We start from the raw sequence: 24507 nt of genomic DNA, 5'->3' as shown, positions 1-24507 counted from the left end.
GCGGGGACGGATCAGGCGGAGGCGATGCCGTCGCGGAGCTTGTCGCAGAGCGCGGTCAGCTGCTTCAGCTCGTCCTCGTCGAGGACGCCGCCGACCTGCTCCGAGATGGTCCTCATGTGGGTGAGCGCGACGCGGCGGAAGAGCGCGTAGCCCTCGTCGGTGATCGCGATGATCGTGCCGCGGGCGTCCGCCGGATCCTCGCTCTTCTCGACGCAGCCGCGGGCGGCGAGCCGGTCGATCAGCCTGCTGACGCTGGGCTGCGTCAGGAGGACGTGCCGGTTCAGGTCGCGCAGCCGTGCGCGCCGACCGGGCTGCCGGGTGAGGTTGAAGAGCACGTCGTACTCGTTCATCGAGATCTCCCGCGAGGGGAACTCGGTGCTCAGGGTGCGCATCACCTGGACCTGGGCGCGGAAGAGCGACTCCCAGGCGGCGACGGCCTCTCTCGACCCCACTGGTCCTCCTTCACGGCACTCAGGAAGCGGTTCCCTGACATCCAGACGCCGTACAGCCTACGCCGGGGTGCTGGGAGGAGGGGAGTCGGAGGAAGGGGGCCGGGGGAACGACAGAAGGCCGGCCGCTGAGGCGAGCGGCCGGCCTTCATTCCCTTGCACCAAGAGTGTCCTGCAATCACTTCTCGCGCTTCCCGCCACAGCAAACGGTCGACGCACTTGAACTATATAACGACCCGGTAACGACGCAACCCTCTCTTTCCTGAATCCTCCCTGAGCCGCCCCGCCCCGCCCGTCGCCGCGCCCGCCCGCGCTCCGCACGACTCTCTCCTGACCCAGGACGCCCCGTCTGCTGCCTCCGACGTCCGCACCGAACCGCAGCCCATCCCTGACCGTCGACGGACACGACGAGCACCCCCTGCCCTCGTCCCCCGCCGACGCGGCCCGGCCCCGTCGTCCTGCCCCGCGAGGCGCGCCCCGCCCCCCACGGCCTCGGCCACACAGCAGGCCGCCGAGCAGCCCTCCAGGTGTGAGGAGCGGTCGCGCGCATCCGTCGAGGTCGAGAGGACGTCCCGCCCTCGAGGCGAATGCGGGAAACGCGTGTCAGCGTTTCCCGCTAGCCGGTCGCGATCCGCTCTCCGAATCGCGACAACGGGTGAAGCCGACCGCGGCGAGGAGAACGCAAGCGTTCTCCTCGCAATTCAGAACAGATCCGGCGACGGCGTCGACGCGTAGCGGATGGCGACGTCGGCGTGGCGGTCGAAGCGGTAGCCGACTCCGCGGACGGTGCGCACGATCTCCTCGTAGCGGCCGAGCTTGGCGCGGAGGCGGCGGACGTGGACGTCGATGGTGCGCTCGTTCGGCGCGTCGTCGTCCGCGGCGCCCCAGAGCGAGGCGATGAGCTCGGCGCGCTCGATGGTGCGGCCCTCGCGGAGCACGAGGTACTGGAGGAGCTCGAACTCCTTGTAGGTGAGGGGGGTGGTCTCCTCGTCGAGGATGACGCGCTTGCGGGAGATGTCGATGACGACGCCGCCGGGTGCACGGTCGGGATCGGGCTCGGCGTCGGAGCGGCGCTTGGCGACGGCGGCCGGGTCCTGCAGCGCGAGGCGGACCACGTCCACGTCGCGGCCGCCGGCGCCCTGCGGGGCGAGGGCGACGGAGGCGTAGGTCTCGGCGTCGGGGGCGAGCTGCGCCGTGACGCGCTTGAGCTCCTCGACCAGGCGGCCGAGGTCGACTCCGGCGGCACGGGCCTTGGCCTCGTCGATGCCGACGTAGAGGGCGAAGCCGCGGGCCTCGGTGCCCTGGGGGACGGCGCGGAGGCGGGGCGCTGCGGGCGCGGCGTCGGCGACCGGCTGGAGGCGGGGCGCCTCGGTGGGGGTGGTGGCGGTGGCGGTGCGGGTGTGGAGGAGGGTCATGACGAGTCCTTGGCTGGTCGGATCCGGGACGAGTGTCCGAGGGAGCGGATCCGGGTGTGCGCGATCGAGCCGGCCCGCGGTGCGCGGTGGCGGCAGAGACGGATGCGGGGCATCCAGGGGATCGTCCGCGCCTCGGACGCTCAGCCGATCGTGACGATCAGCGGGCGGAGGCGGTGCGGGGATCCGGCGAGGTCAGTTCCTCATGCACACATTCGACAGCACATGACGGGGCCACCGGCCATCATCATGCCGGCATTCCCGATGGCCTCGAGGGAGGTCGGGGCGTGCAGGGTGTCAGTCATGTCCGCCAGTAAAGCGGAGGCCGGTGCACGGCGTCAACACTTCCGTCGGGATGGACGGCGCGTCGGGGGTGGTTCCGGTGCTCGGGAGGAGGCGCGCGCCGTGATTGGGGACCTCGATGCGCCCGCTGCGCGGGCTGCTCGATCCGCAGGATGGGCTTTGCCGGACGGTCGCGGTGGGGGCTGTCGAGACCCTCGCTGCGCCGGCCGACCGGCACGGCTCAGCGGGGCTTCCTGTTCCGGGGCGCGACGGAAGGCCCGCTCGTACGGGGGCCGGCGGGCTCAGCCCGCGAGGCCGTAGAGGCGGTCGCCCGCGTCGCCGAGGCCGGGGACGATGTAGCCGAGCTCGTTGAGCTTCTCGTCGAGGGAGCCGAGGACGATGGTCACGTCGCGGTCGCCGAAGGCCTTCTCGACGGCGGCCAGGCCCTCGGGGGCGGCGAGCAGGCAGACGGCGGTGACGTCGACCGCTCCCCGGTCGAAGAGGAACTGGATGGCCGCGACGAGCGAGCCGCCGGTCGCGAGCATCGGGTCGAGGACGAAGCACTGGCGGTTCGACAGGTCGTCGGGCAGGCGCTCCGCGTACGTGGTCGGCTCGAGCGTCTCCTCGTTGCGTGCCATGCCCAGGAAGCCGACCTCGGCGGTCGGGATGAGCTTGACCATGCCCTCGAGCATCCCGAGGCCGGCCCGGAGGATCGGGACGACCAGCGGCTGCGGGTCGCTGAGCGCGAGGCCGGTGGTCTGCGTCACGGGGGTCTCGATGGTGACGGTGCGGGTGCGGACGCCGCGGGTGGCCTCGTAGGCGAGGAGCGTCATCAGCTCCTCGGCGAGCTGCCGGAAGGTGGGGGAGGGGGTGCGCTTGTCACGCAGCACGGTGAGCTTGTGGGTGATCAGCGGGTGGTCGGCTACGTGGACGCGCATAAGCTCAATCTACTGGCCGGAGCGGCGCCCCACCGGCCGCAGCGGGCCGCCGCAGGAGGGGGAGCGATGCGCGACAGCGATCTCCGCGTCCCCCGCCGCTCCGAGGAGTGGATGGGCCTGGCGCTCGACGAGGCGCGGCGGGCCGCGGGCTGGGGCGACGTCCCCGTGGGCGCGGTGGTCCTCGACTCGGAGGGTGCGGTGCTCGGGCTGGGGCGCAACGAGCGCGAGCTGCGGCGGGATCCGACGGCGCACGCCGAGGTGGTCGCGATCCGCGCGGCGGCCGAGGCCCGCGGCGACTGGCATCTCGAGGGCTGCACGCTGGTGGTCACGCTCGAGCCGTGCGTGCTCTGCGCCGGAGCGATCCTGGCGGCGCGGATCGACCGCGTCGTCTTCGGTGCGTGGGACGAGAAGGCGGGCGCCTCCGGATCCGTGCACGACCTCCTCCGCGACCGCCGGCACAACCACGTGGTCGAGGTGTACCCCGGGGTCCGCGCCGCGGAGTGCTCGCGGCTCCTGCTCGACTTCTTCGCCGACCGCCGCTGACGCCGACCGCCGCTGACGCCGACCGCCGCCGAACCCTCAGCTCGGAGCGCCCAGCCACTCCGTCAGCGCGAGCCGCGTCGCCGCGTGCATCCGCTCGAAGCGCTCCGCCGCGACGTCGTCGGCGAGCACGGCGGCGTCGTAGCCCGCCGCTCCTGCCCACTCCCCGTCGCCCTCGAGCCACTGCGCGGCCATCGTGCCGGTCAGCTCGGGGTGGAACTGCACGCCGAGGAGCCAGTCCTCCACGGCGAACGCCTGCACCTCGCCCGCCGGCGACGACGCCAGCAGCGCTGCTCCGCTCGGCAGCGCGAAGGTGTCGCCGTGCCACTGCATCACGTCGACGCCGGCGAGGTGCCGGAGCGGGGAGCCGGCGCCCTCCTCCGTGAGCACGACCGGGCGGAAGCCGACCTCGCGGGCCGATCCGGGATGGACGGACTCGCCCAGGGCGGTCGCGATCAGCTGCGCTCCGAAGCAGACGCCGAGCGTGGGACGGCGGTGGTGCATCCGGTCCTGCAGGAGCGCGATCTCGGGGCTGATGAAGGGGTGCCGCGAGGTCTCGTAGACGCCGGCGCTGGAGCCGAGCGTGACGACGAGGTCGGGGGCGAGGATGTCGATCGCGTCGAGGTCCGTCCCTGCGACGGCGTCGACGGCGAACCCCCGCTCGGTCAGCATCGGCTCGAGCGCGCCGAGCCCGGCACCGCGCTCGTTGACGATCGCCAGGGCCCGGCGCATCTCAGGCGCTCCCCTGCGGCGCGGCCGGCGGGGAGGCGGCGGGCGGAGCGGAGGCGGCCGGAGCGGCCGCGGCGGCCGTCCCTTCCGCCTCCGTCACGGCCGGACGGGCCGCCGCCGATCCTGCGCGTCCACGGTCGACGTCGGGCTCGAGGTAGATCGTGGTGGCGGCCGGGACGGCCTCGCGGATCCGCTTCTCCGCGGCGTCGATCCCGGCGGCCACGTGCTCGAGGGTCTCGGCGGCCGGGAAGGCGAGCTTCGCGGCCACGAGGATCTCGTCCGGCCCGAGGTAGAGGGTGCGCATGTGGATGACGCGCTCGACGTCGCGCCCGGCCTCGAGCGCGGCGCGGATCGAGGCGGCGTCGGCGGGGGTCGCCCCCTCGCCGACCAGCAGGCTCTTCGTCTCGACGCCCAGCACGATCGCCACCACGATCAGCAGGGTGCCGATCATGATCGTTCCGATCGCGTCGTAGACCGAGTCGCCGGTGATCACGGTCAGCCCGACTCCGAGCAGCGCGAACGTCAGGCCGGTGAGCGCGGCGACGTCCTCGAGGAGCACGACCGGCAGCTCCGGCGCCTTCGCCCGGCGGATGAACTGGAACCAGGACTGCGAGCCGCGGACCCGGTTCGACTCCTTCACTCCCGTGCGCAGCGAGTAGCCCTCGAGGCAGATCGAGATCACGAGGACCAGGATCGGCAGCCAGGCGTTCTCGAGCTCGTGCGGCTCGGCGATCTTCTCGATGCCCTCGTAGAGCGAGAAGACGCCGCCGACCGAGAACAGGATGATCGACACCACGAAGGCGTAGACGTAGCGCTCGCGCCCGTAGCCGAACGGGTGCTCCTCGTCGGCGGCCTTCCGCGACTTGCGGCCGCCGAGCAGCAGGAGCAGCTGATTGCCGGAGTCGGCGAGCGAGTGCACGCCCTCGGCGAGCATGGAGGCGGATCCGGAGAAGAACCAGGCGACGAACTTCGTCAGGGCGATGCCGAGGTTGGCCGCGAGCGCCGCGATGATCGCGGTGCCGCCTCCGGATGCGCTCACGTGGTCTCCTCGGGCTCGCCGCTGGATGGTCGGGCCATCCTACGAGGCGCCGGACCGCACCCGGACCCCCTTGCCGCGGGCTCTTCGTAGGATGAGCGGCGTGACCGATGCGCCCGTCCTGCTCCCGTCCATCGCCGTCCTCGGCCTCGGCTCGATGGGGGGTGCGATCCTCCAGGGCCTGCTGGCTCCCGACGTGCGCGTCGAGGGGGGCGTGCGGGTGACCAACCGCGACTCCGCGAAGGCCGCCGCGTGGGACGGCCACCCGGTGGTCACCGCCTTCGCCACCGCGGACGACCCGGAGGCCAACCGGCGCGCGGTCGAGGGCGCGGCGATCGTGCTCGTGGCCGTCAAGCCGCACATGGTGCCGGACCTGCTCGACGAGATCGCCGACGCGCTCGCCCCGGGCGCGGTCGTCGTCTCCGTCGCCGCCGGCGTGACCGCGGCCACGTTCGAGCGGCACCTGCCCGCGTCCGTCGCCGTGCTCCGCTCGATGCCGAACACTCCCGCGGTCGTGGGCCGCGCCGTCACCGGCCTCAGCGCGGGCACGCGGTCCGGCGACGAGGACCTGGCGCTCGTGCGCCGCCTGTTCGAGACGGTCGGCGAGGTGGTCGAGGTGCCGGAGTCGCAGCTCGACGCGCTCTCGACGATCTCCGGCTCGGGGCCCGCCTACGTGTTCCTGCTGATCGAGGAGCTCATCGCGGCCGCTGTCGCGAAGGGCTTCAGTCCGGAGCAGGCGTCGACGATGGTGGTCGGCACGTTCCGCGGCGCGGCCGAGCTGCTCGCGGACTCCGGCGAGGAGCCGGCGGAGCTGCGCCGGCGGGTCACGAGCCCGAAGGGCACCACCGAGCGGGCCGTCGCGGTCCTGCAGGAGGCCGACCTCGCCGCCCTCTTCACGCGGGCGACCGACGCCGCGCTGGCCCGCGCCCGCGAGCTCGCCGCCTCCTGACTCCGCCCTCCTCTCCGCGAGATGCCGCTCGGGTACGCGACACCCCGGAGCGGGCGTACCGGAGCGGCATCCCGCAGAGGAGGAGGAGGGAGGGGGCGCGGGTCAGGAGCCGAGGGCCGCGAAGCGCTCGATGTCGCTGGGGGTGCCGCTGACCACGATGAGGTCGTGGTTCGAGACGACGGTCTGCTCGGTCGCGTAGGTGAAGGGCTTGCCCGGGCTCTTGACGCCGACGACGGTCACGCGGTGCTTGCGGCGCACGCCCGACTCCGTGAGCGTCAGCCCCCGGATCGGCTTGGGCGGGTACATCTTCGCGAGCACGAAGTCGTCGTCGAACTCGATGAAGTCGAGCATGCGGCCCGAGACCAGGTGCGCGACGCGCTCGCCCGCCTCCGCCTCGGGGTAGATCACGTGGTTCGCGCCGATCCGCTCGAGGATCTTGCCGTGCGAGCGCGAGATCGCCTTCGCCCAGATCTGCGGGATCTTGAGGTCGACGAGGTTCGCGGTGATCAGCACGGACGCCTCGATGGAGGAGCCGACCGCGACGACGGCGACCTGGAAGTCCTGCGCGCCGATCTGCGCGAGGGCGTCGAGCGAGCGGGCGTCGGCCTGCACCGCGTGGGTGACCCGCTCCGACCACTTCTGCACGAGACCGGCGTCGGCGTCGATGGCGAGGACCTCGCGGTCGAGGCGGTCGAGCTGGCCGGCCGTGGCGGCTCCGAAGCGCCCGAGGCCGATCACCAGCACCGGGGCGTCGTACCTGATGCGGTCAACCAACGATGGGCCTCTCTTCCGGTCGTCTGAACAACTGCCTCCGCTGGCTCGCGGCGAGCGCGGCGGCGAGAGTCACGGTACCAACGCGGCCCATGAACATCGTCAGCGCCAGGATGTAGACCCCGGACGGCGGCAGCTCCGCGGTGAGCCCCGTCGAGAGCCCGGAGGTCGCGAAGGCCGAGATCACGTCGAAGAGCACGTGGTCGAGCGAGGCCTTGGTGATGTGCAGGATCAGGACGCTCGACACGGCGACCGTCGTCGCGCCCCACAGCACGACCGAGACGGCCAGGCGGAGGACGTCGTTCGGGATCCGGCGGCCGAACGCCTCCATGTCGTTGTTGCCGCGGGCCTCGGCGAAGGCGGCCAGGAACAGGATCGCGAGGGTCGTGACCTTGATCCCGCCGGCCGTGGAGGCCGATCCTCCGCCGATGAACATCAGCATGTCCGTCACGAGCAGGCTCGAGCCGTTGAGGTCGGGGACCGAGATCGTCGAGAAGCCGCCCGACCGCGTCATCGTCGAGAGGAAGAAGGACTGGAAGACGGTGTCTCCCGCATCGAGGCTGCCGAAGGTCCTCGGATTGTCGAACTCGAGCACGATGTAGAGGACGGCCCCGGCGACGAGCAGGATCACGGAGGTGACCAGCGTCAGCTTCACGTGCACCGACCACTTGCGCGGGCGCCGCCAGCCGCGGGAGAAGGCGTAGATGACGGGGAAGCCGATCGAGCCGAGGAAGACGCCGAGCATCAGGATGCCGAGGAACCAGTAGTCGTCCTCGAAGGGGGTGAGTCCCGCGGCGTTCGGGGCGAAGCCGGTGTTCGTGAACGCCATCGCGGAGTAGTAGAAGGAGTGCCAGACGGCTTCGCCGATCGGGATCCCGTCGATCAGCATCCGCGGGAACAGCAGGAGCGCGACGATGATCTCGATCGCGGCGGCGCTGATCGCGACGGTGGCGAGCAGTCCGCCGATCTCGCCCAGGCGCACGGCCTGGCCCTCGGCGACGGGGCCGGAGTGGATCCGCAGCGGGTTCGAGTCGCTGGCGACCATGAGCTTCGCCCGGAGCCCGAGGCGGCGCGAGATCGCCAGGCCCATGATCGAGGCGAGCGTCAGCACTCCCAGAGCGCCGATGTTCACGCCGACGAAGATGATCGAGTGGCCGAACGCCGACCAGTGCGTCGCCATGTCGACCGTCGCGAGGCCGGTCACGCAGATCACCGACATCGCGGTGAAGAAGGCGTCGTGCAGCGGAGTGACGGTGCCCGTGGTGCTCGACACCGGCAGCGAGAACAGCAGGGTGAAGACGAGCACGAGCGCCGAGAAGATGAGGATCGCGAAGCGGGACGGCGAGCGTCCGGCGAAGTCGTCGATGAGGTCGCGGGCCCGCTCGAACCCCGACCAGGGGGAGACGGGCGAGACGCCCACGGGGCTGCGGAACTGCTGCCGAACCACCACGGCGGATCCTCCACTCGATCGCGGCCATGCTACCCGCTCGGTGCCGGGCCCCCGGGGCGCTGACTAGCCTGGGCGCATGGCTGACATCTTCGGGGTGATCGCGGACGGGACCCGCCGGGACATCCTCGCCCTGCTGCTCGAGCAGCGGCGGGACGGCTCGGCCGAGGGCATGAGCGTGTCGCGGATCGTGGCGCGCCTCGAGCTGAGCCAGCCGACCGTCTCGAAGCACCTCAAGGTGCTGCGCGAGACCGGCCTCGTCACGGTGCGCGAGAGCGGACAGCACCGCTTCTACGCGCTCGAGTACGCGCCACTGGCGGAGGTCGAGGACTGGCTGCTGCCCTTCCTCGCCGAGGACGAGGCGGCCGGCGCCCTGCTCGACGCTCCGACCGCGGCCCGGGCGGAGTCGCTGGGTCGGGCGCTCGCCGAGCGCACCCACCAGGTCAGCACCGTGGTGCAGGACATCCAGCGGGGCGTCAGCGAGGGAGCGACGAAGGTGGCGGAGGCGCTGCGCATCCGCAAGTGAGGGGCGCCGAGGAGCCGGAAACGGTGGAGCCCCGGGTCGTGTAAGCTCGCGGGAGCCAGTTTTTCGTAAGCGGCCGCCCGTCGGGCGGTCGACCCCCTGAACGTTGTGAGGTCTTCGTGGGTTCTGTCATCAAGAAGCGTCGCAAGCGTATGGCGAAGAAGAAGCACCGCAAGCTGCTTCGCAAGACTCGCCACCAGCGTCGCAACAAGAAGTAGGCTCGCGCCTCTTCCCACTCGAGCGTCCGCCCTTCCGGGGTCGGGCGCTCGTCTGCGTTCACGGATCATCCCGGCGGCGCTCGCCGTCTCGGCGCCCGTCGCCGGGGCCGCCGTACACTGACCGCATGGTGGACGTGGAGCTGACGCTCGTGGGCAAGCCGGGCTGTCATCTCTGCGACGACGCGCGGACCGTGGTCGAGCAGGTGGTCGCCGATCTGGGCGGCGAGGCGTCGGTCGCCGTCTCGGAGGTGTCGATCCTCGACGATCCCGAGCTGCACGAGCGCTTCGTCGAGGAGATCCCGGTGGTACTGATCGACGGGCGCGTGCACACCTTCTGGCGGGTCGATCCCGCGCGGCTCCGGCGGGCCCTCCTCGATCGCGGGTGAGCTTCGACCGGGCCGTCCGGACGGAAGCACGACCGCGACGTCCCTCTGACGGGGGACGGGACGGCTCGCGAAAGCTCGCCTCTCGCCCTTACCCTCGTGAGGGGGGAGTGCGCTCCTCCGTGCGCGGACGCAGATCGTCGCCCGTGGAGGAAGGAACCGCCATGCCGTCATCCCGCCGACTCGCCCTGCCCGCCGCCGCTCTCGCGGCGCTCGTGCTCGGCCTGGCCCTCCCCGGAGCGGCCGTCGCGGCACCCTCCGCCTCGACGGTCTCGACCACGGTCGAGCAGCCGGCCGCGACGACCATCCCCGGCGTGCCGGAGGATCCCGAGCAGCCGGGCGACGGCGGCTCCGACCCCGTTCCCGGCGTCCCCGAGGAGCCGTCCGTTCCCGGAGTGCCCGAGGAGCCGGCAGAACCCGAGCAGCCCGCGCCCGTCGACCCCGCGCCCGTCGACCCCGCGCCCGTGGACCCCGCGCCGGTCGATCCGGCACCGGTCGACCCCGCGCCCCAGCAGCCGAGCCAGCCCTCCACCGGCGGCGGATCCACCGGCGGCGGCTCGACCGGCGGCGGCTCGACCGGCGGCGGCTCGACCGGCGGCGGCCAGCAGGGCGGCTCCGGCGGCGGTCAGCCCTCCACCGGCGGCGGATCGTCCTCCGGCGGCTCCGGCTCCGGCGGCGGCACCACCGGCGGAGCGACGTCCGGCGGCACCTCCGGCGGCGGCACCACAACCGGCACCACCACGTCCGGCAGCGCCGGCTCCTCCGGTGCGGGCGCCGTCACTCCGGCGGCGTCGGCCCCCGGACGCACCGAGCTCGGCACCTCGACCGAGGGCGCGAAGCCGGCGGCCGGTGCCGCGACCGCGGACGTCTTCCTCACCCGCGAGCTCGCCGTGCAGCCGGAGGCGCTCACCGTCGAGCTCGCCCGCTTCTACGGCGTCGGCTTCTCGTACACCGGCTTCGCCAGCGGCGAGGCCGTCTCCGCGGTCCTCCGCGACCCGAACGGCACCAAGACCCCGCTGACCCTCGAGGCGGGCAGCGGCACCGCGACCGTGCCGACCGCGCTGATCACCAAGTCGGGCGCCTTCACGGTCGACCTCACGGGCGACCAGGGCTCCGCCGCCAAGGTCGTCTTCCGGCTCGCGCCCTCCACCGGCAACGGCCTCCTGCTCGAGCCGCGCGAGTTCGGCGACGGCAGCACCGAGGCGCCCCGCGGCGCCGTCTGGGGCTTCGACGCCGACGAGGAGGTCGCCGTGGGCGCCTTCGAGACCTCCGGGTCCCGCGCCGACCTGGCCGCCGGCGACGTCGCCGTGCAGTCCGACTCCATCGGCTGGGCCGAGCTGGCGCTGGGCGACGCGGTCATCGCCGACCCCGACCCCTCCGTCTACTGCGTCGTCGCCTTCGGCCGCGAGTCGCACCGCACGGCAGCTGTGACCGTCTCCTACCGTGACAGCGACACCACGGCCGCACCGTGGGAGGCGCAGCAGGTCTGCGGCACCGCGATCAGCGCCGCGCGCACCGCCTTCCTCAGCACGGCCGCCTCGGCGGGACCGGCCGGCATCACACCGACCACCGCGCTGATGATCGGCGGCGGCGCGGTCGCCGCGTCGCTCGTCGCCTGCGCGGCCGTCCTGGTCGTGATGCGCCGCCGGCGCATGAACACGGACCTCTTCATCGGCGGACCGCTGCCGCGCACGCAGAGCGACTGACGCGTCCGGAGGACGAGGGAAGGCCCGCGGGACGCGATCCCGCGGGCCTTCCCTCGTCCTCTCCCGGCGCTCAGTCGGCCGCGGTGAAGCGGAGGAGGATCGTCCGCGCCTCCGGCCGCAGCTGGAAGTCGGGCCACACGTCCGGACCGCACGCGCGGGAGCCCAGGCCGTGCTGGGCGGCGTCGATCACGAGGACCGCGCGCTCCGATTCCGGCAGCTCGTGCGGGTGCGCGGCGGCCGTGATCTCCTGCGGCGTGTGCCGCGCCAGGGTGAAGCCGGGGAGGCGCCCGTGCAGGTCGCGCGCGGCTTCGATGCGGAGGCGGGGCGAGCCCGCCTCCGTCAGCGTCAGCTCGCGCACCCTGCTGCGGTGACCGCTCTCCTGCGGGCGGGCGTACGGAGTCGTCAGCCGGTCCATCTCCGCCGTGAAGCGCCCCACCCGCGCGGCCCGGAGGCTGTCGGGGTAGGACTCGAGCGGGCCGGTGCCGAACCACTCCGCGCCGTCGATCGACGCGGGCAGGTCGATCCGGATGCCCAGCCGCGGCCAGACGGAGTCCCAGCCCCGGGTCGGCACGAGGTCGACGCGGAGGACCGTGCTCTCCCCGTCGACGCTCCAGCGCTCCTCCATCAGGAGTCCCGCGTCGAAGTCCGCGGCCGAGAAGCGGGTCACGCGGCGGAGCCCGGCGGAGGCGTCCACCTCCTGCACGCGGCCGACCAGGCGGTCGAGTCCGGCCTCGCGCCAGCGGGCGGCGGAGGACGGGGCAGGGGTCCCGCGGCCGTCGCCGTCGTACGGGTCGCCGGAGACGTAGCCGGGGAAGCCCGCGCCCTCGTCGTTGTCGGTCGGGGCGCGCCAGAGCTCGGCGCGCGGTCCGTCGACGGGCAGGCCGGCGAGGGAGGCGAGCCGGCCGTCGCGGAACCGCGCGACTCCGAGCGCGCCGCCCTCGAGGGGCGGAGCGGCGCGGACGGCGCGGGTCCACGCGGGCACCGCCGACGGCACGGCGAGGAGGTGCTGACCGGTGGAGAGCACGTGGCCCTCCTCCGCCCAGGCGGTCGAGGCGTCGAGGACCGCGTCGACGGTGAGCCAGGTCTCGCCGCCGGGGCGCACGTCGAGCGGGGGGAGCTCCACGTGCACGGCGTCGCCGGCCGCGACCACCGGGGCGTCGAGCACTCCCTCTGCGGTGACCCGCCCGTCCCGCTCGACCCGCCACGCGAAGCGCAGATCGGCGGTGGAGGCGTCGTGCCGGCGGTTCTCGATGACGACGCCGTCGCCGCGGACCGTGAGGCGCACCGGAGCGACGATCTGCTTCCACTCGAACAGGCCCGGGCTGGGCGTGCCGTCGGAGAGCACCATGCCGTCCATCACGAAGTTGCCGTCGTGCACCACCTCGCCGAAGTCGCCGCCGTACGCGTAGTACTCGACGCCCTCCGGCGTGCGCGCCCGCAGGCCGTGGTCGCGCCACTCCCAGACGAAGCCGCCGTGCAGCCGCGGGAAGCGGTCGACGAGGTCCTCGTACTGGTCGATCGCTCCCGGGCCGTTGCCCATCGCGTGCACGTACTCGCAGAGCAGGAAGGGCTTGGAGCGCTGCCGAGCGGACTCGCCGGGGGAGCAGCCGAGCAGCGGAGTGAGCGAGCCGTCGGTGCCGATCCGCTCGGTCTCGGGGATCGAGGAGTACATCCGCGAGTACACGTCGGTGTACGCGCCGGTGTAGTCGCCCTCGTAGTGGACGGGGCGCTCGGGGTCGCGGCCGTGCACCCAGGCGGACATCGCGGCGAGGTTCGCGCCGGTGCCCGCCTCGTTGCCGAGGGACCAGAGCACGATGCTCGGGTGGTTCTTGTCGCGCTCGACGGTCCGCTCGATGCGGTCGAGGTAGGCCTCGCGCCAGGCGGGGTCGTCGCTGGGGTTGCCCGCCCAGCCGACCCGCTCGAAGCCGTGGGTCTCGAGATCGCACTCGAGGACCACCCAGAAGCCGAGCTCGTCGGCGAGATCGAGCAGACGGGGATGCGGCGGGTAGTGGCTGGTGCGGATGGCGTTCACGTTGAAGCGCTTCATCATCGCGAGGTCCTCGCGGGCGGAGTCCTCGTCGAACGCTCGACCGCGGTCGGGGTGCGTCTCGTGGCGGTTGACTCCGTGGAAGACGACGCGCTCGCCGTTGACCAGGAAGCGGTCGCCGCGGATCTCGACCGTGCGGAAGCCGAGCCGCAGCGAGACCGTCTCGCCGGCGGAGGCGAGCGTCGCGTCGTAGAGGCGCGGAGCCTCCGCCGACCACGGCTCGACCTCGGGGACCTCGATCGCGGCGATCTCCTCCGCCGAGGCCCAGACCGTCTCGATCCCGAGCCCGGGCACGCGCAGCGTCAGCGGGAACGCGTCGGCCGCGGCGGTCACCTCCGCCTCGATCCGGCCCGCGCCGCCGGCGAAGGAGGAGCGCAGCCACACGTCCTCGATCCCGCCGACGGGGCGCGCGAGCAGGTGCACCGAGCGGAAGATCCCCGGCAGCCACCACTGGTCCTGGTCCTCCACGTAGCTCGAGGCCGACCACTGGTGCACGCGGACCACGACGAGGTTCTCGCCCGGGCGGACGACGCCGGTGACGTCGAACTCCTGCGCGAGCCGGCTGCCGGACCCGATGCCGATCTCGACGCCGTTGACCCAGACGCGGTACCGCGACTCGACCCCGTCGAAGCGCAGGACGACCGCCTCGGCGGAGTCCCACTCCTCCGGGACCACGACGGTGCGGCGGTAGTCGCCCGTCGGGTTCGCGTCCGGAACGAACGGCGGCTCGGTCGGGAACGGGAACTGCACGTTCGTGTAAGCCGGCAGTCCGTAGCGCCCGTCGCCCTGCAGCACCCAGTGCGAGGGCACCGGCATCAGGTCCCAGCCGGAGTCGTCGAACGACTCGTCCCCGACGGCGTCCACGCCCTCGCCCTCCGGCAGCACGCCGGCGCCGCCCGGGGTCCCCGGAGCGGCGGGGAGCAGGCGGAAGCGCCACTCCCCGTCCAGCGGGAGCGCCGGGGCGTCGGTGTGCAGCCACGAGCGGGGGGCCCGGCGGCGGCCGGAGCCCGGTCCGGTGTCCGTCAGGTAGTGGGAGGTCGTCGGGGGAGTCGTCACTTCACGGAGCCTTCCGTCAGGCCGCCGCGCCAGAAGCGCTGCAGCACGATCATGGCGATGGCGAGCGGGATGATCGACAGCAGGACGCCGCCGGTCGTCAGCTCGTAGAACTCGGGCAGGCGGTCGACCTGTCCGAGCCAGTTGTTCAGTCCCAGTGTGATCGGGAACAGGTTCGTGTCCGAGAGCATCACCAGGGGCAGGAAGTAGTTGTTCCAGATCCCGACCAGCTGGAAGAGGAACACGGTGACCAGCGCGGGAGTCAGGATGCGCAGCCCGAGCGTGTGGAAGATCCGCAGCTCCCCGGCGCCGTCGATGCGCGCCGCCTCGATGATCGCGGTGTCCACGGTCGCCTGAGCGTAGATCCGGCAGAGGAACAGCCCGAACGGCGAGACGAGCGAGGGGATCAGCACGCTCCAGTAGGTGTTCGCGATGCCCATCTGGCTGAAGAGCAGGAACAGCGGCAGAGCGGTCGCGGTGCCCGGCACCAGGACGCCCGCGAGGATCGTCCCGAACACGAGCCTGCTGCCGCGGAACTCGTACTTGGCCAGCGCGTAGCCGCCCGCCGCGGCGAGGTAGGTCGCGAGCAGGGCGCCCACTCCGGCGTAGAGGACGGAGTTGAGGAACCAGCGGACGAAGATGCCGTCGCCGTAGGTCAGCACTTGCGTCAGGTTGTCCCAGAGCGCGAACGTCGGGGCGAACCAGAAGCCGTAGGTGGCGAAGAGGTCCTCGGTCGTCTTGGTCGCCGCGACGACGACCCAGTAGACGGGGATGAGGAAGTAGACCGCCACGACGACGAGGATCGCGGTGACGATGATGGTCGAGGCGCGGTTGCGGCCGGCCGAGCGGTCGGGCCCGCGTCCGGCCTTCACGGGGCGGTCGGCGGTGACGACTCCGGTGGTCGTGGTCGGCGGGGTCTCGGTGCGGCTCATGACGACCTCCTGTTCGAGATCGAGAGGAACGTGAAGGAGAGCAGGAACGCGACCAGCGCGATCAGGACGGCCTGGGCGGCGGCGACGTTGTAGTCGTTGTAGGCGAAGGCCGTGGTGTACGCGCTGAGGTTCGGCGTGTACTGGCTGTCGATCGCCGGAGCGACCGTCTTCAGCACCTGCGCCTCGGCGAACAGCTGGAGCGTTCCGATGATCGAGAAGATCGTCGTCAGCACCAGCGCGGGGCGGATGAGCGGCAGCTGGATGCTGCGGGCGACGCGCCAGGTGGAGGCGCCGTCGACCTTCGCCGCCTCGTAGAGCTCGACCGGGATCGCCTTGAGCTGGGCGACGATGATCAGCATGTTGTAGCCGGTGTAGCTCCAGAGCGAAATGTTCGCGATCGACCAGAGCACCGTGTCCGCACCGAGGAAGTCGGGCTGGAGCCCGACCACGTTCGCCGCGTCGATGAGCGGGCTGAGGCCGGGCACGTAGAGGAACGACCACAGGATCGTCGCGATCACTCCGGGCACTCCGTAAGGGAGGAAGTAGGCCGCCCGGAAGAAGCCGGGGAACTTCGCCGACGCCGACTCGAGCATCAGCGCGAGGACGGTGCAGAGGGCGATCATCACCGGCACCTGGACGATGCCGAAGAGGAACATCCGCCCGATGGAGGCGATGAAGTTGCCGTCGGCGAGGGCCTGCGCGTAGTTGTCGAAGCCCGCGAACCCGCTGGTGACCCCGGCCTCGCCGAAGAGGCCGGAGCGCGTCACCTTCGTGAAGCTGGAGCCGACGGCGACGACGATCGGGACGATGAACGTGAGGACGAACAGGGCCAGGAAGGGTCCGAGGAGGATCCACGGGGCGCGGGCGACCGCGCGGCTGCGCCGGGGCGCGCCCGGCGTCCGCGTGGTGGCCGCGACCGCGGCGGCGGCGGGGGAAGTCGTGGTGGTCATGCGGAGGCCCTCCTGATGCTCAGGCCCTTGTTCTCGAAGACCGTGATGATCTGCTGCTCCGCCTCGGCGACCGCGTCCACGAGCGAGAGCCCGGACGCCTTCTTCCGGAAGCCGTCGCTGAGGATGTTGAAGGACTGCTGCGTGACGGGCCACCAGGACCAGTCCGGGTTCTGCTCCTTCGATGCGGGCACGAGGACGTCCTCGTTGTAGTTCTGCCCGCTGAAGAAGTCGCTCGGACCTTTGCGGGCCGTGCCGATCTCGCCGACCGCGGGAGACCAGCCGATGCCGCTGTTGGCGATCATCGCGTCGATGCCCTCCTGCGTGGTGGTCATCCAGACGGCGAACTCGATCGCCTCCTCCGGGTGCTTGCTGCTCGAGAACACCGCGGCGGTCGATCCGCCGAGGAAGCTCGAGCCGAAGCCGGTGTCGCCCCAGACGGGCATGGGAGCCGCGCGCCATTTGCCCGCGCCTCCGCTGACCCCCTCGATCAGGGCGTCGCCCCAGCTGCCGGTGGCGCAGGAGGCGATGCCGCCCTTCGCCGCGGCCGCGAACCACGCGGGGGAGTAGGCGCCGTAGCCGGTCTGCACCAGGTCCTGGTCGATGGCCGTGTCGAAGAAGGAGGCGACGCGCGTCGTGGCGTCGTCGGTCATGTCGATGACCCAGCCGTCCTCCTCCGGGCGCAGCCACTGCGCACCGGCCTGCGTCGCGAACGCGGCGAAGACCGAGGCGTCGGCGAGGGGGAAGCAGTCGATGTAGGAGCCGGCTCCGCGCAGCTCCGTCGCCACCGCTGCCCAGTCGTCCCAGGTCGTCGGCGGCTCCGCACCCACCTTCCCGAACACCTCGGGCTGGTAGAAGAGCGCCATCGGGCCGCTGTCCTGCGGGATGCCGTAGACGCCGCCGGTGTAGCTGACCTGGCCCCAGAGCGTGGGGTCGTACAGGTCGCGGTACTGCTCGACGCCGTACCGGGTGAGGTCGACGAGGCCGTTGACGAGCATGAACTCGGGGACGGAGCGGATCTCGACCTGGCCGAGGTCGGGCCCGCCGCCCGCGGCGAGGGCCGAGTAGAGCTTCTGGTACCCGCCCGCGTTGCCGCCGGGGATCCAGACGGCCTCGACCTGGATCTCGGGGTGCGAGGCGTTCCAGACGTCGCAGACCTTCTGCAGGTCCTTCAGCCAGCCCCAGTACTGCAGGCGGACCGGGCCGGTGGCCGGGGCGATCGTCGGCGCCGTGTTGACCGAGACGGTGCCCGGTGTCGCGCAGGCCGTCAGGCTCCCGAGTGCCGCGGTGCCGAGACCGGCGGCGATGAGCTGTCTCCGGGTGAACGGATGCATCTTCCCTCACTTCGTCGTGGTGGAGAGCCGGGGAGTCTCACCCGGCGATGATCGGGACGCTACCACGAATTCGAGTAGGTACTCGAAATTGGCGGCACTGCTCCTCCGCCGCCGCTACGCTGGCCGTTCGAGGGGCACGGCGAGGCGCCTCCAGTGCGGAGGAGGGGTCGATGGCGGAGGCGACGAGGCGACGCGGCCCGTACGCGAAGTCGGCCGAGCGCCGCCGCGCCATCATCGAGGCCGCCCACCAGGTCTTCGCCGCGCGGGGCTACGCCCGCGGCTCCCTCCAGGAGGTCGCCGACCGCGTCGGGCTCAGCCAGACGAGCCTCCTGCACTACTTCCCGTCGAAGACCGACCTGCTCTTCGCGGTCCTCGAGCACCGCGACCTGATCACGGGCGACGGTTCCTCGCCGCCGGACCCGGAGGAGGGGCTGGTCGCCGGCATCCTGCGGCAGACCCGCTACAACGAGACGGCGCCCGGAGTGATCGAGCTGTACGCCGTGCTCTGCGGCGAGTCGACGACGCAGGAGCACCCGGGGCGCGACTTCTTCGCCGCGCGGTTCCGCCGGCTCCGCAGCGAGTACGCGGCCGAGCTGCGCGAGCTCCAGGCCGCCGGGCGCCTGCGCGAGGGGTCCGATCCGGAGCGGGTGGCGGCGTCGATCATCGCGCTCTGGGACGGCGTGCAGCTGCAGTGGCTGCTCGAGCGCGACGCGGTGGACATGGTGGCGTGCCTGGCCGACTACCTCGACCTCGTGGTGCTGCCGGCTCCCTAGCCGCTGGCGCGAGGGAACCCCGGCCCGTCGAGCGGACCCGCCGTCCGCGGCGGTCTCGATGGTCCGGGGTTCCCGCGACCGTGGTGCGCGCCTAGGGCAGCAGGCGGGTCGGGCCGCGGAACAGGTAGGTGACCTCGCGGAGGTTCGCCTGGTTCAGCATCAGCATGATCACGCGCGAGAGGCCCATGCCGAAGCCGCCGTGCGGCGGGACGCCGTAGCGGAAGAAGTCGAGGTAGAACTCGAGCTCCTCCGGGTCCAGGCCCTTCTCGCGGGCCTGCTCGACGAGGACGTCGACGCGGTGCTCGCGCTGCGCTCCGGTCGAGATCTCGACGCCGTTGTAGATGAGGTCGTAGCTGTTGGTGATCGTCCCGTCGCCCTCGCGGCGCATGTGGTAGAACGGCCGGATGCTCGACGCGTAGTCGGTGAGGAACACGAAGTCGTGCCCGAACTCCTCCTGCACGTAGGCCGCGATGCGGCGCTCGCCCTCGGGGTCCATGTCGTCGTCGGCGCGGGGCACCTCGTAGCCGCGCTCGGCGACGATGCGCTTGGCCTCGGCGAGCGGGATGCGCGGGAACGGCGTGGTCGGGACGGTCAGGTCGATGTCGAAGAGCGCCTTGACCTCGGCGCCGTGCTTCTCGACGACGGCGGTGAGGCCGGCGACCATCAGCTGCTCGTGCAGCTCCATGACGTCCTCGTGCGAGTCGATCCAGGAGACCTCGGCGTCGACGCTCGTGAACTCGGTCGCGTGACGCGAGGTGAAGCTGGGGTCGGCGCGGAAGGCGGGGCCGACCTCGAAGACCTTGCCGAAGCCGGCGGGCTGCGCCATCTGCTTGAAGAACTGGGGGCTCTGCGCCAGGTAGGCCTTCGTCTCGAAGTACTCGACCTCGAAGAGCTCGGCCCGCGACTCCGAGGCGCTCGCCATGAGCTTCGGGGTGTGGATCTCGATGAAGTCGTGCTCGATCCAGTACGTGCGCAGCGCGTGCTCGAACGTGGTCTGCACACGGGCGATGAGGTTCTGCTCGGGACGGCGCAGGTCGAGGAAGCGCCAGTCCATGCGCTTGTCGATGCCGGAGTCGGGCGCGATCGGCGCCTCCGGGATCGACGCGGCGACGACCTCGAGCGTCTCGAGCTTGACCTCGATGCCGCCGAGCTTCACGCGCTCGTCGTGCTTGAGCGCGCCGGTGACGGTGATGAAGGAGCCCTGGGCGAGGCCGGAGATCTCCTCGGTGATCGCGAGGCGCGCAGCCGACGCGTCGTCGCCCTCGACGGCCTCGCGCACGGCCGGGTTCACCAGCTGCACGGCACCGGACTCGTCGCGCAGGACGACGAACTGCACCTTCTTCTGGTCGCGCACGGTCTCGACCCAGCCGGACACGCGGACGGGTCCGTCCTCGAGCGCGGCGAGCTTCTTGACAGTGGTTCGGGGGAGGCGGGTCTCGTCGGTCACGGTAGGGGAGTCTACTCGGGGGCCGCCGGGCGGCGACGGGTAGCGTCGGAGCATGAGCACCGCACTGATCACCGGCGCGTCCTCCGGCATCGGCCTCGCCTTCGCCCGGGCGTTCGCGCGCCGCGGCTGGAGCCTCGTCCTCGTCGCCCGCAGCGAGCAGCGCCTCCAGGAGGCGGCGGCCGGACTGCGCGGCCTCGGCGCCGCGGCGGTCGAGGTCCTGCCCGCGGACCTCGGCGACCGCGAGCAGGTCGAGCGCGTGCGCGCGCGGCTCGTCGATCCGGCCCGTCCGGTCCGCGTCCTCGTCAACAACGCCGGCTTCGGGATCGACGGGACCTTCGCCGAGCCGGACGTCGCCGCCCAGGACCGCGCCTTCGAGGTGATGGTGCGCTCGGTCGCCGTGCTCTCGGGCGCGGCGGCCGAGGCGATGACCACCCGCGGCCGCGGCGCGATCCTCACGGTCTCGAGCGTCGCGGGCTTCGTGCACCTCGGTCCCTACTCCGCGGTGAAGGCGTGGGCGACCGCCTTCGCGCAGTCGCTGGCCGTCGAGCTGCGCGGCACCGGCGTCCGCTCGGCCGCGCTCTGCCCGGGCTGGGTGCGCACCGAGTTCCACGAGCGGGCGGCGATGGACACCTCCTCCATCCCCTCCTTCCTCTGGCTCGATGCGGACGCGGTGGTGGAGGAGTTCCTCCGCGACGTCGCGCGCGGCTCCGTCGTCTCGGTGCCGTCGGTGCGCTTCGGGGTCCCGATGGCCGTGGTACGGCACCTGCCCGGACCGCTCGTGCGGCGGCTGTCGGCGGCGGTCTCGGCGCGCCGCTGAGGCTCCGCTCAGGTCCGGCTCAGGCGACCCTTTCCCGGCGTTCCCCCACGCCGCGTTCCGTACACTTGACGCTCGTGGTTGCCGATCAGATCCATCTCGTGCGGCACGGCGAGGTGTTCAACCCCGACCGGGTCCTCTACGGACGACTCCCGAACTTCCGGCTCTCGGATCTGGGCCACCGCATGGCCCGCTCCGCCGCCGACGACCTGCTCGAGCGCCGGCGCCACGTCACGGCGCTGATCGCGTCGCCGCTCCAGCGCACGCAGGAGTCCGCGCAGCCCATCTCGCAGGCGTTCGAGCTCGAGATCCGCACCGATGAAAGGGTGATCGAGCCGAGCAACCGCTTCGAGGGGAAGTCCCTCGCCGCGCGCAGCTCCGCCCTGCGGAACCCCAAGCACTGGCCCTGGCTCCGCAACCCCTTCGAGCCCAGCTGGGGCGAGCCGTACCTCTCCATCTCGGCGCGGATGTACGCGGCGATCGAGTCGGCGTGGGAGAGCACGGAGGAGGGCGACGCCGCGATCGTCAGCCACCAGCTCCCCATCTGGACGGTCCACCGCGCCCTCGCCGGAGAGCGCCTCTTCCACGATCCGCGCAAGCGCCGCTGCGCCCTCTCGAGCATCACGACCCTCGAGCGGCGCGGGGACGGCTTCGTCGAGGTCGGCTACTCCGACCCGGCCGCCGGCCTGCAGGGCCTGGCCACCGACGTGGGAGCGGTCTGATGCGCCGGACGGGGCGGCTCCGCGCAGCGGGCGTCCTCGCGCTGGCCGCCGCGCTCGCGCTGACGGGCTGCTCCGAGGATCCGCTCGCCGACCAGTACCGCAACGGGAGCAACAAGGGCTACATCTCGGGGGACGGCACCGTCACCGAGATCGCCGCCGCCGACCGGGACGACCCCATCGTCTTCTCCGGCACCGACGAGACCGGCGCCACCATCGACTCCGCCGACCTCGCCGGGCAGGTCGTCGTCGTCAACTTCTGGTACGCCAGCTGCGCCCCGTGCCGCGCCGAGGCCGCTGACCTCGAGACGGTGAACACGGAGTTCGCCGACAAGGGCGTGTCGTTCGTCGGCGTCAACGTGCGCGACCAGGCCCCCACCGCGGCCGCCTTCGCCGAGACCTTCGGGCTCGGCTACCCCTCCATCGTCGACACCGACTCGTCGGTGCAGCTCGCCTTCACCGGCACCGTCCCGCCGAACGCCGTGCCCACGACGCTCGTCCTCGACAGGGAGGGGCGCGTCGCGTCGCGCATCCTCGGCCAGCTCCAGGAGGCGTCGATCCTCTCGACCCTCGTGGGCGACACGCTCGCCGAGGGGGAGTAGCGGCGTGGGCGACATCGTCGTCAGCGGTCAGCTCCTGCTGGCCGTGCCGATCGCGCTCCTGGCCGGGCTCGTGTCCTTCGCGTCGCCCTGCGTGCTCCCGCTGGTGCCCGGCTACCTCGCCTACGTCGGCGGATTCACCGACGCCGACGAGCGCGCGGCACGCGGACGCCGCCGGGTCGTGCTGGGCGTCCTCCTCTTCGTGCTCGGATTCTCGCTGGTGTTCGTCCTCTACGGTGCGGCGGCGGGCACGGTCGGCTTCTGGCTGCGCCAGTACACCGACCTGATCACCCGCGTCCTCGGGCTCGTCGTGATCGCGATGGGGCTCGTCTTCATCGGCCAGTTCTCGTTCCTCCAGCGCACGCTCCGGCCCGGGATCCGTCCCGCCACCGGGCTGATCGGAGCGCCGCTGCTCGGCATCGTCTTCGGCGTCGGCTGGACGCCCTGCCTCGGCCCGACGCTGAGCTCGATCCTCGCCCTCAGCTACGGCGTGGGCTCGCCCTGGCGCGGCGCCCTCCTCGCCCTGGTCTACTGCCTCGGACTCGGCATCCCCTTCCTCCTCGTCGCCTTCGGCTTCAGCTGGGTGACCAGCACGCTCGCCTTCGTGAAGCGCCACATCCGCGTGGTCAACATCCTCGGCGGCGCCGCCCTCGTCCTGATCGGAGTCCTGATGGTCACGGGCATCTGGAACACCCTCGTCTACGGATCCCTCTCGGCGGTGATCGATGGCTTCCAGCCGGCGATCTGAGCCCGAGGAGAGCACGCGCCGCCCCGACGAGGCCGCGCAGCGGAGGACGGACGCCTCCTTCCGCCCCGCCGACCACTACGACTCCGACGGCACCGTCACGCAGCCGGCGCTCGGGTTCACCGGCTGGCTCCGCTGGATGTGGCGCCAGCTCACCAGCATGCGCACGGCGCTGTTCCTGCTGCTGCTGCTGGCGATCGCGGCGGTCCCCGGATCGCTCGTGCCGCAGCGCTCCTCCGACCCCAACGGCGTGACCCAGTACTTCGTCGACAACCCCGACCTCGCGCCCCTGCTCGACAGGGTGCAGGCGTTCGACACCTACACCTCCGCCTGGTTCTCGAGCATCTACCTGCTGCTGTTCATCTCCCTGATCGGCTGCATCGTCCCGCGCACGCGCCACCACTTCCAGGCGATGCGGTCGCGCCCGCCGCGCACCCCCGCGCGCCTGCAGCGCCTCGCCGGCTACACCGTCCGCGAGGTCGAGGGCGCGACGGAGGAGGAGGCCGTCGCCTCCGCCCACTCCGTCCTGCGCCGGGCGGGCTACCGCGTCGAGCGCTACGACGACCCGCGCGGCCGCTGGTCGAGCGTCTCGGCCGAGCGCGGCTACCTCCGCGAGACCGGCAACCTGGTCTTCCACTCCGCCCTGGTCGGCATCCTCGTCGCCGTCGGAGTGGGCGGCGGATTCGGCTACAGCGGGCAGCGCGTGCTGGTCGAGGGCTCCCAGGGGTTCGCGAACAACCTCGCGGCCTACGACTCCTTCAACCCCGGCCGCTTCTTCGACAGCAGCCAGCTCGACCCGTACCAGCTGACCCTCGACAGCCTCGACGTGAAGTACGAGGAGCAGAACCAGTCGGCGCTCGGCCAGCCCGTCGACTTCACCGCGAACGTCACGACCTCCGAGCGCGGCGGGCGCACCGAGGACCGCACGATCAAGGTCAACGACCCGCTGGCGATCGGCGGCACGAACGTCTACCTCCTCGGCAACGGCTACGCCCCGACGATCACGGTCCGCGACCCCTCCGGCCGGGCGATCTTCACCGACTCGGTGCCGTTCCTCCCGCAGGACGCGAACCTGACCTCCGTCGGCGTCGTCAAGGTGCCGGACGGGCTCTCGGAGCAGCTGGGCCTCACCGGCTTCTTCTACCCGACGCAGGACACGCTGGCCTCCGGGGCCTCGACCTCGATCTTCCCCGACCTGCAGTACCCCGTGCTCTCGCTGAACGTCTTCTCGGGCGACCTCGGCCTCGACGGGGGAGTGCCCACGTCCGTCTACGCGCTCAACACCGACTCGCTGACCCGGCTCACCGGCGGCACCACCGGCGTCGCGCCGATCACCCTCAAGCCCGGTGACACGGCCGAGCTCCCGAACGGGCTCGGCAGCGTGACCTTCGACAACACGGGCGCCGACCCCACGCGGATCGGCACCGACAGCGTCAAGCGCTTCGCCTCGTTCGACATCCACCACGACGCGACCCAGGGCTGGGTGCTGCTCTTCGCGATCCTCGTGCTCGCCGGACTCCTCACCTCGCTGTTCGTTCCGCGGCGCCGCGTATGGGTGAAGGCGACCGCTCAGGACGACGGCGGCCTGCTCCTCGAGTACGCGGGACTCGCCCGCGGCGAGGACCCGCAGCTGGTGCGCGCCGTTCGGACGATCGCCGACCGGCACGCCCCGCTCGACTGACCCGGCTCCCGGACGCGCCGGAGGCCCCTCCAC

General features: G+C 72.2%; 24 protein-coding genes. 12 read left to right on the top strand and 12 right to left on the bottom strand.

Annotated elements, in window-relative coordinates:
* Window positions 1-11 precede the first annotated feature (11 nt).
* The 3 genes from C5C50_RS03050 to upp form a co-directional block, all read right to left on the bottom strand.
* Window positions 12-392 carry a MarR family winged helix-turn-helix transcriptional regulator gene (locus C5C50_RS03050; RefSeq protein WP_104226067.1) on the bottom strand — a complete coding sequence of 127 codons (381 nt, stop codon included), beginning with the start codon at window positions 390-392 and terminating at the stop codon, window positions 12-14.
* A 758-nt stretch (window positions 393-1150) separates the two neighbouring features.
* Window positions 1151-1864, bottom strand: a complete 714-nt coding sequence (locus C5C50_RS03045) for a winged helix-turn-helix domain-containing protein (protein ID WP_104262947.1) — start codon at window positions 1862-1864, stop codon at window positions 1151-1153.
* A gap of 581 nt (window positions 1865-2445) precedes the next feature.
* The gene (gene upp / locus C5C50_RS03040; RefSeq protein ID WP_104224850.1) at window positions 2446-3081 is read right to left on the bottom strand and encodes a uracil phosphoribosyltransferase; all 636 of its coding nucleotides are present in this window, start codon (window positions 3079-3081) and stop codon (window positions 2446-2448) included.
* Window positions 3082-3147: 66 nt separating this feature from the next.
* Here upp and C5C50_RS03035 point away from each other — a divergent pair, with 66 nt between their 5' ends.
* Entirely contained in the window at window positions 3148-3624 is a 477-nt protein-coding gene (locus C5C50_RS03035) for a nucleoside deaminase (RefSeq protein ID WP_219812140.1), read from the top strand.
* A 36-nt stretch (window positions 3625-3660) separates the two neighbouring features.
* Here the strand turns inward: C5C50_RS03035 and C5C50_RS03030 are convergent, their stop codons facing one another.
* Together C5C50_RS03030 and C5C50_RS03025 are read right to left on the bottom strand one after the other, a co-directional pair.
* Entirely contained in the window at window positions 3661-4353 is a 693-nt protein-coding gene (locus C5C50_RS03030; RefSeq protein ID WP_104261460.1) for a gamma-glutamyl-gamma-aminobutyrate hydrolase family protein, read from the bottom strand.
* Window position 4354: 1 nt separating this feature from the next.
* Window positions 4355-5389 carry a cation diffusion facilitator family transporter gene (locus tag C5C50_RS03025; protein ID WP_104272800.1) on the bottom strand — a complete coding sequence of 345 codons (1035 nt, stop codon included), beginning with the start codon at window positions 5387-5389 and terminating at the stop codon, window positions 4355-4357.
* Between the two features lie 154 nt (window positions 5390-5543).
* On the opposite strand from C5C50_RS03025, the gene proC reads away from it, so the two are divergent.
* The gene (proC, locus tag C5C50_RS03020; protein WP_374954490.1) at window positions 5544-6335 is read left to right on the top strand and encodes a pyrroline-5-carboxylate reductase; all 792 of its coding nucleotides are present in this window, start codon (window positions 5544-5546) and stop codon (window positions 6333-6335) included.
* A gap of 102 nt (window positions 6336-6437) precedes the next feature.
* Here proC and C5C50_RS03015 read toward each other — a convergent pair whose 3' ends face one another.
* Complete coding sequence (locus C5C50_RS03015; RefSeq protein WP_068255410.1) at window positions 6438-7109, bottom strand: TrkA family potassium uptake protein; 672 nt, start codon at window positions 7107-7109, stop codon at window positions 6438-6440.
* Window positions 7102-8472 carry a TrkH family potassium uptake protein gene (locus C5C50_RS03010; RefSeq protein WP_244229642.1) on the bottom strand — a complete coding sequence of 457 codons (1371 nt, stop codon included), beginning with the start codon at window positions 8470-8472 and terminating at the stop codon, window positions 7102-7104. The genes C5C50_RS03015 and C5C50_RS03010 overlap by 8 nt, the downstream gene beginning before the upstream one ends.
* A 160-nt stretch (window positions 8473-8632) precedes the next feature.
* Here C5C50_RS03010 and C5C50_RS03005 point away from each other — a divergent pair, with 160 nt between their 5' ends.
* The 4 genes from C5C50_RS03005 (at window position 8633) to C5C50_RS16830 (ending at window position 11383) form a co-directional block, all read left to right on the top strand.
* Window positions 8633-9079: a helix-turn-helix transcriptional regulator gene (locus C5C50_RS03005; RefSeq protein ID WP_104224854.1), complete on the top strand. Its 447-nt coding sequence runs from the start codon at window positions 8633-8635 to the stop codon at window positions 9077-9079.
* A gap of 116 nt (window positions 9080-9195) precedes the next feature.
* Window positions 9196-9294 (top strand): 30S ribosomal protein bS22, encoded by a 99-nt coding sequence (locus tag C5C50_RS03000; RefSeq protein WP_003792170.1) that lies wholly within the window; start codon window positions 9196-9198, stop codon window positions 9292-9294.
* 125 nt (window positions 9295-9419) lie between these two features.
* Entirely contained in the window at window positions 9420-9680 is a 261-nt protein-coding gene (locus tag C5C50_RS02995) for a glutaredoxin family protein (protein WP_104224855.1), read from the top strand.
* A gap of 161 nt (window positions 9681-9841) precedes the next feature.
* Window positions 9842-11383 (top strand): hypothetical protein, encoded by a 1542-nt coding sequence (locus C5C50_RS16830; RefSeq protein WP_181133879.1) that lies wholly within the window; start codon window positions 9842-9844, stop codon window positions 11381-11383.
* A gap of 70 nt (window positions 11384-11453) precedes the next feature.
* Here C5C50_RS16830 and C5C50_RS02980 read toward each other — a convergent pair whose 3' ends face one another.
* From C5C50_RS02980 to C5C50_RS02965, 4 genes are read right to left on the bottom strand one after another with little or no spacing between them, the layout of a single operon-like run.
* The gene (locus C5C50_RS02980) at window positions 11454-14486 is read right to left on the bottom strand and encodes a glycoside hydrolase family 2 TIM barrel-domain containing protein (protein ID WP_219814070.1); all 3033 of its coding nucleotides are present in this window, start codon (window positions 14484-14486) and stop codon (window positions 11454-11456) included.
* Window positions 14483-15415, bottom strand: coding sequence for a carbohydrate ABC transporter permease (locus C5C50_RS02975; protein ID WP_104225919.1), 933 nt, complete (start codon window positions 15413-15415; stop codon window positions 14483-14485). The genes C5C50_RS02980 and C5C50_RS02975 overlap by 4 nt, the downstream gene beginning before the upstream one ends.
* The gene (locus C5C50_RS02970; RefSeq protein ID WP_104225918.1) at window positions 15412-16365 is read right to left on the bottom strand and encodes a carbohydrate ABC transporter permease; all 954 of its coding nucleotides are present in this window, start codon (window positions 16363-16365) and stop codon (window positions 15412-15414) included. Before C5C50_RS02970 ends, C5C50_RS02975 begins: the two co-directional genes overlap by 4 nt.
* Entirely contained in the window at window positions 16362-17696 is a 1335-nt protein-coding gene (locus C5C50_RS02965) for an ABC transporter substrate-binding protein (protein ID WP_104224859.1), read from the bottom strand. The genes C5C50_RS02970 and C5C50_RS02965 overlap by 4 nt, the downstream gene beginning before the upstream one ends.
* A gap of 170 nt (window positions 17697-17866) precedes the next feature.
* Here C5C50_RS02965 and C5C50_RS02960 point away from each other — a divergent pair, with 170 nt between their 5' ends.
* The gene (locus C5C50_RS02960; protein ID WP_258059745.1) at window positions 17867-18469 is read left to right on the top strand and encodes a TetR/AcrR family transcriptional regulator; all 603 of its coding nucleotides are present in this window, start codon (window positions 17867-17869) and stop codon (window positions 18467-18469) included.
* 91 nt (window positions 18470-18560) lie between these two features.
* On the opposite strand, the gene aspS is transcribed toward C5C50_RS02960, so the two are convergent.
* Window positions 18561-19916 (bottom strand): aspartate--tRNA(Asn) ligase, encoded by a 1356-nt coding sequence (gene aspS, locus C5C50_RS02955; protein ID WP_244229585.1) that lies wholly within the window; start codon window positions 19914-19916, stop codon window positions 18561-18563.
* A 52-nt stretch (window positions 19917-19968) separates the two neighbouring features.
* Here aspS and C5C50_RS02950 point away from each other — a divergent pair, with 52 nt between their 5' ends.
* From C5C50_RS02950 to C5C50_RS02930, 5 genes are all read left to right on the top strand, one after another.
* A complete protein-coding gene (locus C5C50_RS02950; RefSeq protein WP_104262951.1) occupies window positions 19969-20733 on the top strand; it encodes an SDR family oxidoreductase in 765 nt (254 codons plus the stop codon).
* Between the two features lie 74 nt (window positions 20734-20807).
* The gene (locus C5C50_RS02945) at window positions 20808-21452 is read left to right on the top strand and encodes a histidine phosphatase family protein (RefSeq protein WP_104224864.1); all 645 of its coding nucleotides are present in this window, start codon (window positions 20808-20810) and stop codon (window positions 21450-21452) included.
* On the top strand, window positions 21452-22051 hold the full coding sequence (locus C5C50_RS02940) for a TlpA disulfide reductase family protein (RefSeq protein WP_104249773.1): 600 nt from the start codon (window positions 21452-21454) through the stop codon (window positions 22049-22051). Before C5C50_RS02945 ends, C5C50_RS02940 begins: the two co-directional genes overlap by 1 nt.
* A 4-nt stretch (window positions 22052-22055) precedes the next feature.
* Window positions 22056-22796, top strand: coding sequence for a cytochrome c biogenesis CcdA family protein (locus tag C5C50_RS02935; RefSeq protein ID WP_244230512.1), 741 nt, complete (start codon window positions 22056-22058; stop codon window positions 22794-22796).
* Entirely contained in the window at window positions 22774-24474 is a 1701-nt protein-coding gene (locus C5C50_RS02930) for a cytochrome c biogenesis protein ResB (protein WP_104272797.1), read from the top strand. The genes C5C50_RS02935 and C5C50_RS02930 overlap by 23 nt, the downstream gene beginning before the upstream one ends.
* Window positions 24475-24507: the final 33 nt, after the last annotated feature.

Origin of the sequence: Rathayibacter sp. AY1D9 (assembly GCF_002932395.1) — a bacterium.
GTDB lineage: Bacteria > Actinomycetota > Actinomycetes > Actinomycetales > Microbacteriaceae > Rathayibacter.
This window is presented reverse-complemented; position numbering and strand designations above follow the sequence as displayed.